Below are 12,978 nucleotides of genomic sequence, written 5' to 3' on the forward strand. Positions count from 1 at the left end.
TCGAAAATGTCAGATTCAAAAGAGACCGCACTACGGACCTATTTCCAAGACGGCGATCGTTGGGAATATGAGATCGCAAAAAAGGCCAAGCGATCGCGCGGACTCGCCTGGTTCGTGACGATCATTTTCGGGGCGATCACGCTGCTAGCGCTCGCGGCACTGGTGCTGCTGGTTCCGTTGAAGAGCTTCGAACCGTATGTCGTCGTGGTCGACAAAAATACCGGCTATCTGGAGGTCAAAAGCGGTCTGACTAGGCCTGCCAACCTCACCGAACAAAAAGCGGTCACCCAGGCCAATGTCGTGCGCTATATCCGCGCTCGCGAAGGCTATGACCCCTACGAGATCGAACAAAACTTCGGCATTTCCGCCTTGTTGTCGACCGGCGATGCCGCGCGGGAGTTGCAGGAGCTTTATAGCGCCGCCAATTCGAATAACCCCGCAAAAGTCTACGGAAAAAACAAGCGGGTTTCGGTGGACATCAAATCGGTGGCGGTCACTGAGCCGAGCGATCCTAGTCAACCGCCGTCGACGGCTCTTGTCCGTTTCTCAACGACGGAAAAATCCGATACGGATTCCATCACGCGGCACTACATTTCGGTCGTGCGTTTCCGCTACACCGACACCCCCACTGAAAATCAGTGGCTTTTTGAAAATCCCCTCGGCTTCCAGGTCTTCAGCTACCGCCGCGACCAGGAGACGGTGACCCCAGGAGGTGAGGGATGATGAAACACCTCCTGTTTTCGGCGGCGTTCATCGCCGCGATCATGAATCACGCCCATGCGGCTCAGTCTCCACGCCCGGGCAACCTCGACGGTCGCGTTACGAGCGTTGTCTATCAGCCCAACAACGTCGTGACTGTCAACGCGACTTACGGCATTTCGACTATGATCATTTTCGATGAAGATGAACGTTTCGAGACCATTTCGCTTGGCGATACGGAGAGTTGGCAGGTTGCCCCTGCCGAGAAGGGCAACATCCTGTTTGTGAAGCCGATCGCCAAGAACGTCACCACAAATATGAATGTCGTTACGACGAAGAGGATCTATTTCATCGAGCTTCACGACAATCCGCCTGCCGCCGGCAAAAAGGTCTTCGGCGTCAGGTTTGTCTACCCGGAAAAGGACCTCAATGCGGCGCTGCGCAAGGAAGCTGAGTACCGCGCAGCCAATCCGAATATCTCGAACATCGACAAGGCAAACGTCAACATCGACTATTCGTTTTCGGGTGACGCTAACCTGAAGCCGTCGATGGTTTTCGATGACGGCAAGAAGACCTTTTTCAAATTCACCGGGCGTGTGCCGGCGATTTTCGCCGTGCAGTCGGATTTTTCCGAAACACTGCGCAACTTCCGCAAGGAAGGGGAATACCTCGTCCTTGATGGTGTCGCGACCCAATACACGCTGCGCGATGGCAATCAATGGACGTGCATCTTCAACCTTCGGAAGCCTGATTTCGGCGCTCCGGATCCTGATGTCCTCGGTCCGGCTCCTGATCGCGTCGCCAAAAAGCGCTGGAGGAGCGGCAACAAATGAACCGGACACCTGAGCTTGAGGCCATGATGTTGGCCGACGACACGGCCGTCAGCAACAAGAACGCAAAGCGCAACCCGCTCCTCGGCGGAGCAGCCTTGCTTATTGGCGGCGTCGTGGCAGCCTACTTCGTCCTTGCAACGCCGACGGAAACAGCTCGCGGCACAACCGAAGGCGACGAAGAATTCCGAACCACGACGTTCCGGCCACCGTCGTTCGTCCGCGAGGAAGAAAAGCCCGAACCGCAACCTAAACCTGACGTGATCAACATCCCGCCGCCTCCGGAGCCGGTACAGGAAAGGGTCGACACGACCACATTTAACGTGCCCCCTCCGCCTGAAGTCGTCCAGGCACCGCCCACGGACCCGGCAGCTGCGCCGCCGCCTGAAGAATTTCCGGAGCGCTATAGGTCCAAGCTGATATCGTTGGATACGGCTCGCGAGGAGGAGGGCGCCGGCGGCCTCGGTGGCGCCGACGGCAACGGTTTGAGTGTTGCGGGCGAGGACCGAAACAGCAAATTCCTCGCGGCGGCGTCGAGCCTGGCTGATCGGTCGGCAAGGGCAAAGCAGATCAAACGCATCGACGCGCTGGTGCCTGAAGGCACCCTAATCCCGGGCATTCTGGAGACCGCGATCGTCAGCGATCTTCCGGGCCAAATTCGCGCGATCACATCTCAGGATGTCTATTCGTTTGACGGGCGGCGCGTCCTGATTCCGACTGGAACCCGGCTGATCGGCGAATATCAGTCCGATGTTGTCAGGGGTCAGAAACGCATTTTCGTCATCTGGACCAGGCTTCTCCGCGATGACGGTGTGTCCGTTCGCCTCAACTCCATCGGCACCGACAGCCTTGGCCGCTCCGGATTGACCGGCCGTGTCGACAACAAATGGCGGGAGCGGTTCGGTTCCGCAATTGTGCTGTCAATTGTCGGGGCAGGAGCTAGCTACCTCACCGGCTATGGAAGCGATGAAGCTTTCGGCCAAGATAATGATGAAGCCAAGCGTGGCGAGGAACTGGCGCGCGACACGATCGCGCAAACGTTCAGCGATATGGCTAACCAGGCTTTGAGCGAAAATCTGCGCATCCCGCCCACCATCAGTGTCAGCCAGGGCGAACGCATCTTCGTCTACGTGCGCCAGGATCTCGATTTCAGCGCCATGTATGACGATCCCGTTACAGAAGCGATGAAGGAAATACAACGTGAACGTCGCGGTCAGTAACAAGGGCCGATCGGCCACCAATCCCTATTACTTCCTTGATCGGGCACTCGAACCGATCCGCGGCTTTCTTGACGATCCGCGTGTAGTCGAAATCTCCGTGAACAGGCCGGGCCATGTCTATGTGGAACGGCTGGGCTCCGATCATATGGAGCTTCACGAAATTAAGCCGCTCACGGCCTCTGAAATTGAAAATATAGGGGAGCGCGTGGCCGGCGCAACGAACCAGTTCATCAGCCGCGCCAAGCCCATTCTAAGTGCGGCCCTCCCGACTGGCGAGCGTATTCAGATCGTGCTGCCTCCCGCCGCGCCGGAAGGCGGCTCGATCTCGATCCGAAAGCAGGTCGTGAACAATTTCACGCTCGAGGAGTACCGCGATAGCGGCTCACTGGATAAAGTCTCGGTCGCAGTCGGCGGACTGAGCGACATCGACCGGGAGCTGATCGCGCACCTTCGGGCGAGCCGTATCTATGATTTCATCCATACGGCGATCACCAAGCGCGTGTCGATTTTAATCAGCGGCGGCACCTCGTCGGGCAAGACCACATTCCTCAACGCATGCCTGAAAAGCGTCGATCCGCATGAGCGGATACTGACGCTCGAGGACACGCGCGAGCTATTTCCGCCTCAGCCGAACAAGGTGCATCTGATTGCCTCCAAGGGCGACCAGGGTACCGCAGACGTGACGATCCAAAACCTGTTGGAAGCGTCGCTTCGGATGCGACCGGACCGACTCTTCGTCGGTGAAATTCGTGGCGCCGAAGCCTTCTCCTTCCTGCGCGCCATCAACACCGGCCATCCGGGCAGCATGTCGACGGTGCATGCCGACACGCCGATGGGCGCCTATGAACAGCTCGCCATGATGATGCAGCAAGCCGGCATGTCGTCGGGTTACTCCAAGCAGGATCTCATGTCCTACATTCAAATGGTCATCCCAATTGTTATCCAGTTGCGCCGCGATGGCGGAAAACGGGGCGTTTCCGAAATCTTCTTTGCCCGAGACGAGACATGAACAAGGGCTATCAGGCCTTCTATCTTCTCTTCTGCGCCGGAATCGTCTTCGCCGTCTGGACCCTCGCTTACGGACTTGGCTTGCAGCTCGTCTATAAGGACGGCCGAATTCTCGAAACGACGATCACCACCAATCCTTTCGCGCCTGTTCAACAGTTCTGGCTCTACAAGCGCAGCCCTACGCTGCAGCAGGTCGCGCTCGTTGCGCTCCTGCCGAGCCTGTTCGCCGGCGGCCTGGCAGCCTACCTTGGCTTGAAATCGCCAAGCAACCCGCTTGGTGACGCCGCTTTTCAGGACATTGCCGCTTTGCGACGCGGCAGATGGTTCCGCAAGCAGGGGCACATTTTCGGCCGCCTCGGACGCAAAATCCTCCGCTCAAAAGATGAACGTCACCATCTCATCATCGGTCCAACTCGATCCGGTAAGGGTGCTGGCTACGTCATCCCCAACGCCCTCATGCACGAAGGCTCGATGATCGTTACCGATCTCAAGGGCGAAGTCTTCAAGGCCACGGCCGGATATCGCCGCCGCAAGGGCAGCCAGGTCTTTCTATTCGCGCCGGGATCGGAAGCTACCAACCGCTACAATCCGCTCGACTTCGTGCGCCAGGAGCGCGGCACGCGGACGACGGATATACAGAACATGGCGAGCATCCTAGTCCCCCAGAACACCGAATCCGAGAATTCCGTATGGCAGGCCACGGCGCAACAAGTGATGGCGGGCGCTATCAGCTACGTGCTGGAAAGCTCGCACTATAAGGGCCGGCGCAATCTTGGCGAGGTCAATTCGTTCTTCAACAGCGGCGTCGATCTACAGGCGCTGATGAAGTTCATCAAATCGAAAGAGCCGTACCTTTCCAAATTCACCATGGAAAGCTTCAACGCCTATCTCGCGCTGTCAGAACGGGCAGCCGCCTCTGCCTTGCTCGATATTCAGAAGGCCATGCGGCCCTTCAAAAACGAGCGCATCGTTGCCGCTACGAACGTAACCGATATGGATTTGCGGGCGCTCAAGCGCCGGCCGATCTCGATCTATCTCGCGCCGAACATCACCGACATCACGCTTCTACGCCCGCTCCTGACGCTGTTCGTGCAACAGACCATGGACATTCTCACCCTAGAGCACGACACCTATTCCCTGCCGGTCTATTTCCTGCTCGACGAATTCCGACAGTTGAAGAAGATGGACGAGATCATGACAAAGCTGCCCTACGTGGCCGGCTACAACATCAAACTCGCCTTCATCATCCAGGACCTCAAGAACCTCGACGAAATCTATGGCGAGACCTCCCGCCACTCGCTGCTTGGTAATTGCGGCTATCAGCTCGTGCTTGGCGCCAACGACCAGGCAACGGCCGAATATGCCTCTCGTGCGCTCGGCAAGCGCACAATTCGCTATCAGTCGGAATCGCGTACCATTGAGCTTTTTGGCCTGCCTCGACGGACGAAGGTCGAACAAATTCGCGAACGCGATCTGATGATGCCGCAAGAAATCCGGCAGATGCCGGAAAGAAAAATGATCCTACTCATCGAAGGCCAGCGGCCGATCTTCGGTGAGAAGCTGCGATTTTTCGAGACACAGCCCTTCAAGGCTGCAGAGGTTTTCTCACAAGCGCACGTGCCGGAAGTCCCATCCGTCGAATACCTGCCCGTCAAACCGGTACCGGCGTTGACAGAAGCGTATGCAGGCGACAGCAAGCCAACCGTCGAGACGGTCCAAGACCTGGCACCGGCGAAGGCGCAAGCAACCTCCTCGACCGCCGACGACAAACAGCCGGAATCGGATTTCGGACGGCCGGCTAGTTCTTCCGCTCGTGTTGTCAACCGCAAGGCGATCGATGCACGAAAAAAACCAACCACGAGCGATTCCGGCGCCGGCGCCGAAACGTCGAAACGCGACGTTGCGGCAATCGAGGAGCGCATTAAGACGGTTGAAGAGAGATTGAAACCTAGCGCGGAACGGCTGAAGGCGACCGTTGCGCAGAAAGTCGAAAAGCTCGGTGACCGCTCCCCGACAAAACGAAAGAATTATCTGGATATATTTTCAGCGACGGTTCCTGATCCCGTCGACGTTGGCCTGGCCGCCGAAGCTTAAGTGTAGCGAACCGCAATCATCCGACGTTCGGACTGCAAACATCCACGGATTCTCGACCGAATTATTTGCGAGCATCGGGCCTGCTTGGACCACAATATCTGAGAACGGGACCAGATTAAATGAGAACGAGCTGCAATCATCGGGTCTCGACCACATTATGTGAGAATGAGAATTCTCCCGATAATTGTATCGGCTTGAGATCATCGGCGCTTGGGCGCGAGATCATCGCGATTTCTGGCTCAGATTATTTGAGAACATAAATCCGGCTCGGCTCAGATTAAATGAGAATGGGCTCGAACTGTCCGCGACGCGCTCACATTGCTGAGACCAGACGCCAGAGTGTGAGACTGAGCGCAGTTCCCCACCGCAAAAGCCTTGATCCTCCGGTTATTCTCGCGCAGGTTGTCGCCGATCAAGTCCGACTAAGGCAGGTGAGAGATGGCAAACTGCGGACGATCATTGCTCTTGGGATTGCTCCTCGCAGGGCTTCAACCGACGAACGTGATTGCCGCGGGGCCAGAAGCCTGTACGGCGATACGGGATGCGGCTTCTCAAACAATGGAAGCCGCGCGCGTTCGAATGAGGCAGGTATTGCAGTTGAGCGACGGTGGAGAGGTACAGCGCGAATGGCGGCTCATCGATGATCGCCGATACAGAAAGCAGGGCAACGCTGCTTGGGTCGAGGATAAACGCCCCAACGATTGGATACAGATGCGCGGCAACGAAATTTCGAACTGCAAGCGTGCTGACCAGGAGGTGATCGATGGTGTTGCCGCCACGGTCTGGACATATTCGCGTGACGTTGAAGGCGAGCGCGGCACGGTGAAGATGTGGGTTGACAAAACGTCGTCGCGGATTTTGCGAACCGATGTCGAATTTGAGCCGGGCAAATCCCGATATCGGCGATCAGATAGTCGGTTCGACTATAGCAACGACATAGAACGTCCGGGCGCTTAACATGGTTTGTGGGTGGTTCTCTTCATTCATAGGGCGCATTGCTATCGTGGGAGGCGCGCTGGCTGGCATCTGCTGGAGTGCACACGCGTCGGATGACTTTAAGCCTCAATGGCGAGAAGATCGGATCAAGCTGAGGATCACGGCGCCGGCCGAGTGCGCGCAATTTGCGCTCGAAGGACTGGTGCGACGCACCGTGTTGCGCATCGCTATGCGTTCTCGACAAGGATCATCCGCATGTGGCTGTATGAGAATGCAGTACGTCGTTCGGGCAAAGCCGTCGACCGGTGTCGCATCGGATGCCGGGGACGCGGCCACATCGCCCGGGTGGAGTGCATCGCGCCGAGGTCAGACCGTTGCCCAAGGCTCCTTCATGGCACTCAGGGATGTAGATCATCTTGACATTGTATTGCCGCGTAAACCATCGTTCAAAAACCCATGGCTTGAAGTCTCGATCGGCTGCTTCTCAGTCTCGCCGGACTTTTAAAGTACGACAGTGCCAGCCCTTCTAGAGAAGCATTCTCCGCCAGCGCACAGCCCGAAAGGGGCAGATTTTGAGGGAACTTGCTTATGCGCACGCGCCGTATTGTCCACCGCCGGCGACGAGGTCCTCTGTGAGGGCTGCATTATTGGAGGTTCGACGTTTCGATGGCCGAAGGACGAAACCAAGAGATTTTGGAGCGGCGACGCGCTGGCGAAACATTTGCAGCCATCGCAAGGGATTTTGGTATTTCTCAACCAAGAGTGCGCCAGGTTTTCGAACGTGAGGAAAAGCGAGAGCTGCGGCGACGGGAGTTGGCCGAGGCTGATCGTCGCCCGGATCAGCCCAATCCATTGCAATTGGAGCCAAGATTGCGAGCAATGCTCGCTGAGTTCTACGGGAAAGCGGATTTCACACCGGATGACATCGAGGCGCTAGAATTTTCGCGTAGCAATTTTGCCTGTATCGGCTTTAACGCTGCAGATTGGCGGACTCTCGTGAAGTGGATGGCGCTCGCAGGCAAGAAGCCGATTGCGCCTCATAGATGGACAGTTGCAGAGTGGCTTGAACATGATGCGCGCAAACCGGGCAAGCGTCGGTGAGCCGAAGTGCCCGGCCGCCAGCGGGACGCGATCGCGGCGTGGCGCTATCGTTTCTGTAAACATGAGTGGTTCCAGCGTTCCGGCAAGGCACGACGGCCATGTAAGTGAAAGACGACCGCGGCCTACAATTCGCCAATCTGGTCGGGCTGCGCATTCTTTCGCGGACATCAGCCGAACGTGCGTTCGACATTATCCAGCCGAAAATCTGGAGGGGACCGAGCGACCAGAGCTCGTGGTACGGGCTGAAGGTGTTCTCCCTTGAAAAGAGAACGGCACCTTCGACTGACCGGCCCGGAGCCTCCAACGGATCGTTCTGCCTCATGATCAAAGTGCAGATCATTCCCTCAGGCTACGGATTTCGGACTCGATCTGCCGAGCTGCGCGGCGGTTCAGTATGACGACAAAAACGGCCAAGGCGAAGGTCAGACCTCCTCCGACAAGCGCAAAGATCGGACGCTCGGGATTTGCCATCCAGTATCCGAGATAACTCACGACGAACCCGGGCACCATCGGCCCGACATACCAGGCCCAGGCGGAGCGAAGAAGGTCGCGCTCCCGCTCCAACCGCAGCATCAGATGGTCTATCCCGCTTGCCGCCATATCGGCGCCGGCGCGCGTGCTCTTCCTGAAGATCTGCAGCCCCACGATCACCATGCCGAGCGCCAGCGTCGCAAATCCTGCCGCCAGCACCCAATGAGCTACGGTGCGGGCGGCGAGGAAGGTCACTACGCTCATGACCAGCAGAAATGCTGCGGCTATACCTCCGGCGACATATTCCAAGGTGTTGCGACGCCTTATGGTCCGGCTCAGAGCGGCATGTCGCTTCTTGATCTCGTCGAGACTGATGACCGCGGTCGTCACGGGCTGTTCCTTCCATGAATGTCGGGATCGGTCGCTCATGGCGTTGCCTCCAGATTGAGCTGGCCAGCCAGAAGGCGTTTGATGCGGCTGATGCGGGTCGCCACGGCGCCTGCTGAAAGACCGGAGACCTCGGCGATGGTTACGGCGCTCTCGTCTTCCAGGTAGAGGATCATCACTTGCCGGTCGATCGGCTGCAGGCGGTGGAGCATTGCGTGGATCTGCGCCAGCGCCAGCTTGTCTGAGACCTCCATCTCCGGAGTGGGACGCGGGTCCGCAGCAATCTCTGCCGCGCACTGATCGAGGCTGATCATGCCTTTCCGGCGTCGGGCTCGCCCGACATGATCGGCGGCCACGTTGTGTGCCACGCGATAGACCCAGGTGCGCAGCGAGCAGCGTCCGTCGAAAGACCTCAGGCTGCGCCAGACCTGAAGATGGATGTCCTGCACAAGATCCTGCCGCTCGGCGGGATCGGATTCATATCCCGCCGCCAGCCGCGCCAGCGCGCCGCCCAGCAGTTCCACCGCAAGCGTGTAGCGTTGATCGACGTCTTCTGGCACAGCCGGCTCGGCCTCGCCTCTCTTACCTTGGCGCACCATGGTCATCTTCAGATAGTCGTGCCGAGGCGGAACTTCTTACACGCGGCCCGAAGCCGGCGCTCATTCCCGAGCGCAAGATGTTGGCCACGCGCGATGATCGCGGTTCGCCCATTCTCATTTAAAGTGAGCCGAGGCGCTTCGGTAGTCGCAAATAATCCGAGCCGAAAACGCGATGATCTCGCGCCCAAGCGCGGATCTCAAGCCGCTACAGATAATTCAAGAGGATGCGAGTGTCTGGAAACCAGTCTCTTTCCCTGAAAGCAAGACGTTGAAATTCGGACAGGGATGCGAGACGAATTTGTCGAGCGACTTCGGTGTGACTTTGATCAGTGCCAAATAACGATCAAAGTCACAAAAAACCTGTCGCAAAAGTCAGGTGCGAAAGTCAGGGTTGCGCGACTGACTTTTGCGACACCTCGCAGCCAGAATCCGGGCCGCCGCGCTCCCAGATAGGACAGCAGCTACAACGAGTGAACTTTACCGTGATCGCCGAGAATGAAAGCCGCCGAGTCCAGCGCCAAACCCCAACCCGACCGCCATTCCGACCGCCATGCTGTCAAAGAGAATTTCGCCTAACACCAATCCGACCATGATGCCGACGGCTATGTACGCGCCTATCATCATGTCGGCCAATCTGGCGGGCGGGTGTGGCGAGAGTTAGGCGTCCCGAGCTTGGACCTGACGGTGGTGGTCACGGCGGGTCTCTATGACAACCCCTCTCTCCAATCTGTTGTCAGAGACGTTGTGCTGCGCCGCTACGCTTTACCGTCCGCGCTCACATCTTGATCAGCCAGAAACCGCTCCCTTTGCTACCATCAGCAAGTGCCAATTAGCGCTGATAGTCAGTGCCAAATAACGATCAAAGTCACAACTTCGGTGGGAAAATTCATGCCGGAACGGTGTGTTGGAAACGACCGTTTGGCAGGCACAGGCATTCGCAGATATGGTGGCGCCCCGCTCTCCGGCCGGACATATGAGGAATGGTACCCGATGCTGCCGCAGCTCACCCTCAATCGCGCGTTCATGGTGGATTTCTCGGCGGCCGAGCCGCCCTGCTTTGCGCTCGGCATGGTCGCGGTAGACGGCAAAGAGACTGGCTTTCTGGCGATGCGCCCGAAGGAGGCCATACCGCGCCATATCACGGACCAAGGGTTTCAGTTCGGCCACGCGCTATATGGCACCAGCCAGGCCGTGTTGGCGCAATTCGTCTTCCGCTTCTACGGTCATGCGCTCTATCAAGCATTGGTCAATCCGGCGCTGCCGATGGTGCAAATCATCCTGACGACCATGATCGCGAGTGGAGACTATTTCTTCTTCGCTCTCAATCCCAGCGGCCAGGTTACTGCTTTCCGCTCCGAGATCGATGCGCACAATATCGCGGGCATGCGCGACAACCTGCCGGCGATGCAGGCTGCCACGACCTCCCATCACGAATATGAGCAAGGCGTGCGCGCTTTCGCGCGCAATCCGGCACCGGAAGGAACACTGATGAACTGGGCCTGCCGGGACAATCCGGACTATCTCGATCTGGTGAACAACGTCGCCACGCTGAACCGCGCTGGCGCATAGTCGCAGTTATTCCGGTCGAGCCGCGATGTTTGCAGCCCGGTCGCAAATAATGTGGTTTCATTCGTGGATTATCCGGTCGAAGCCGCCCGGATATTCGCACTTAATGTGGTCCGAAAATAGCCGATGTTTGCGGTTTCGCCGCATTTCGTTTGCGGTCCGCTACACTTAAGAGCTTCCTGGCGGCCAGCTTCCTCTAGAAGGGGTGAGAACAAGAGCTGCTCGAAACCGTACGCTAAGGTGAGCCCAGTGCCGATGCTGCGCCACTTCGGCATAACGTGACAGTTGACAATTAGACAGTGGACTGTCACTAAAATGGCATGCCCACTACAAACCACTATTACAACGCCGCTCAGCTCGCCCAACTGACGGGCGTCTCCGAGCGAACCGTACGATACTACGTGCGCGAGAAGCTTATAGACCCACCGGCTGGTCGAGGCCGGGGAAGCCATTTCGACAATCACCATTTGGCGCAACTGAGATGCGTGCGGATGCTGCAAGACGGTGGAATGGGCCACGCCGACATCCGGACACACCGCCAATCCATAGAAAATCTTCTGGCAAAACGCGGCATCCCGATCGAGGAAGCCGAAAGCGCCTGGGGCAATTTCAGCGCCCAATCGGCCGAATTTCAAAAAATCATCGCGGGAATGGGGACCCCGCCGGCTACCGAACTGGTCACCAGAATCCGTGTTGCCGACGGCATCTGTCTTCTGATCGACCATCCCGTTCGCCTGCCACCGCCGGAGAAGCTGGCGCTCGCAGTCAATGCGGTTCGCACCGCCTTTGCGGTGCCCGCAGACACGGACGAGCTTGGTACCGAAGCTGGCAAGATTGTCTGATACCGCAGATTGAATGCAGAGGGGGTATCATGAACAATTTCCAGATGGATGCCGGCAGGGGAAGCTTCCAGTTCTCCGATCCCGCGGCAGGCACTCGGCAGTCAATGCGGGTATTCTATTTTCGACCAACATCTGGCGCTCAAAACGCCCGCATTGTCATCGCCATGCATGGGCTCGATCGCGCGGCATCAGACTTCCGGGATGTGCTGGTCAGACAGGCGGACCAGCACGGGATGATCGTTCTGGTGCCCGAATTCGACAGCGAGGCATTTCCGGACGTCTATGCCTATAACTATGGAAACGTGAGATCGGGGCCGGACGCAGCCGTCGCAACTCGAGACCGTTGGTCCTTTGGAATTGTCGACCGGTTGTTCCGGCATGTGTGCGACGGGGTTGGATCTGAACGCACGACGTTTGGAATGTTCGGCAACTCTGCCGGCTCGCAGTTCGTCTTGAGGTATCTGGCACTGACGGACGCAACGGCTGTTAAACGAGCTGTCGCATCTAACAGCGGCATTTACATGCTGCCGGATCTCGATGTCGAATATCCGAGCGGCTTGGGTGGACTCGATCTCGATCAAGCCTCGTTGCGTCGGTATTTCGCCAGGAAACTGACGATATTGCTGGGAGAAGCGGATTCCGACAGCACCGCATTCGATCTGCCTCGCGACAAAGAAGCATTAACACAAGGACCACATCGCCTGGCCCGGGGTCTTTGGCATTTTGATCTCTGTAAGCGGATCGCAGATCGCCTTGGAGACCCTCTTGCCTGGACGCTTCGGACAGTCCCGGGCGCGGGGCACGTCGATCAGCAAATTTTCGACACCGCTCTCGATGTCCTCGCCGGAGGATAATAGACAAGATGTACGTGACGATCTCGCGATGGGGATCAGCGTGTCGTCTTTATCCAGGAAATTCGCGACCAGCCGGCAGACCATCATGCGGATCCGCGATGAAGGTTCACGTCCCCGTTCGGGCTTAACGTACGATTTGGAGCAGCTCTTGTTCCGACCCCTAGAACGGCCAAAAGCTGGCGATGAACGCGGCGGTCTCGCCGCCCCACTGCACAATCGAGTGATACCAGCCGACAACCGTCTCATAAGCGATCTGGATCACGCCAAGCGCGAAAACAAAGCAGATGACCACGCCAAGACCCTTGCCGAAGCCTTCATCGCCCTTCGGGTCGTTGGTCTGGATTACATAGTCCTGCCGGTTGTTCAGCATC

Annotated in this window: 13 protein-coding genes; 10 read left to right on the top strand and 3 right to left on the bottom strand. The window is 57.7% G+C overall.

Features of this window, described 5'->3' with window-relative positions; all coding sequences use genetic code 11:
• Positions 1-6 precede the first annotated feature (6 nt).
• From EN786_RS28315 to EN786_RS28345, 7 genes are all read left to right on the top strand, one after another.
• A complete protein-coding gene (locus EN786_RS28315) occupies positions 7-723 on the top strand; it encodes a type IV secretion system protein (protein WP_128346904.1) in 717 nt (238 codons plus the stop codon).
• Positions 720-1,532, top strand: a complete 813-nt coding sequence (locus EN786_RS28320; protein ID WP_128346905.1) for a TrbG/VirB9 family P-type conjugative transfer protein — start codon at positions 720-722, stop codon at positions 1,530-1,532. The genes EN786_RS28315 and EN786_RS28320 overlap by 4 nt, the downstream gene beginning before the upstream one ends.
• Positions 1,529-2,749: a type IV secretion system protein VirB10 gene (gene virB10, locus EN786_RS28325; protein WP_135909115.1), complete on the top strand. Its 1,221-nt coding sequence runs from the start codon at positions 1,529-1,531 to the stop codon at positions 2,747-2,749. The genes EN786_RS28320 and virB10 overlap by 4 nt, the downstream gene beginning before the upstream one ends.
• On the top strand, positions 2,730-3,758 hold the full coding sequence (gene virB11 / locus EN786_RS28330) for a P-type DNA transfer ATPase VirB11 (protein ID WP_128347037.1): 1,029 nt from the start codon (positions 2,730-2,732) through the stop codon (positions 3,756-3,758). Before virB10 ends, virB11 begins: the two co-directional genes overlap by 20 nt.
• On the top strand, positions 3,755-5,851 hold the full coding sequence (locus EN786_RS28335) for a type IV secretory system conjugative DNA transfer family protein (protein ID WP_135909117.1): 2,097 nt from the start codon (positions 3,755-3,757) through the stop codon (positions 5,849-5,851). Before virB11 ends, EN786_RS28335 begins: the two co-directional genes overlap by 4 nt.
• A 465-nt stretch (positions 5,852-6,316) precedes the next feature.
• The gene (locus EN786_RS28340) at positions 6,317-6,808 is read left to right on the top strand and encodes a hypothetical protein (RefSeq protein WP_128347035.1); all 492 of its coding nucleotides are present in this window, start codon (positions 6,317-6,319) and stop codon (positions 6,806-6,808) included.
• Between the two features lie 645 nt (positions 6,809-7,453).
• Entirely contained in the window at positions 7,454-7,888 is a 435-nt protein-coding gene (locus tag EN786_RS28345; RefSeq protein ID WP_135909119.1) for a hypothetical protein, read from the top strand.
• Positions 7,889-8,224: 336 nt separating this feature from the next.
• Here the strand turns inward: EN786_RS28345 and EN786_RS28350 are convergent, their stop codons facing one another.
• On the bottom strand, positions 8,225-8,749 hold the full coding sequence (locus tag EN786_RS28350; protein WP_245493558.1) for a hypothetical protein: 525 nt from the start codon (positions 8,747-8,749) through the stop codon (positions 8,225-8,227).
• A 35-nt stretch (positions 8,750-8,784) separates the two neighbouring features.
• Positions 8,785-9,351, bottom strand: coding sequence for an RNA polymerase sigma factor (locus EN786_RS28355; RefSeq protein WP_135909120.1), 567 nt, complete (start codon positions 9,349-9,351; stop codon positions 8,785-8,787).
• Between the two features lie 984 nt (positions 9,352-10,335).
• On the opposite strand from EN786_RS28355, the gene EN786_RS28360 reads away from it, so the two are divergent.
• From EN786_RS28360 to EN786_RS28370, 3 genes are all read left to right on the top strand, one after another.
• Complete coding sequence (locus EN786_RS28360) at positions 10,336-10,914, top strand: hypothetical protein (RefSeq protein WP_135909121.1); 579 nt, start codon at positions 10,336-10,338, stop codon at positions 10,912-10,914.
• A 317-nt stretch (positions 10,915-11,231) separates the two neighbouring features.
• On the top strand, positions 11,232-11,753 hold the full coding sequence (locus tag EN786_RS28365; protein ID WP_128346976.1) for a MerR family transcriptional regulator: 522 nt from the start codon (positions 11,232-11,234) through the stop codon (positions 11,751-11,753).
• Positions 11,754-11,782: 29 nt separating this feature from the next.
• Positions 11,783-12,607: a hypothetical protein gene (locus EN786_RS28370; protein WP_128346975.1), complete on the top strand. Its 825-nt coding sequence runs from the start codon at positions 11,783-11,785 to the stop codon at positions 12,605-12,607.
• A 160-nt stretch (positions 12,608-12,767) separates the two neighbouring features.
• Here EN786_RS28370 and EN786_RS28375 read toward each other — a convergent pair whose 3' ends face one another.
• A complete protein-coding gene (locus EN786_RS28375; protein WP_128346977.1) occupies positions 12,768-12,977 on the bottom strand; it encodes a hypothetical protein in 210 nt (69 codons plus the stop codon).
• Position 12,978: the final 1 nt, after the last annotated feature.

This window comes from Mesorhizobium sp. M4B.F.Ca.ET.143.01.1.1 (assembly GCF_004792275.1).
GTDB classification, from domain to species: Bacteria; Pseudomonadota; Alphaproteobacteria; order Rhizobiales; family Rhizobiaceae; genus Mesorhizobium; species Mesorhizobium abyssinicae.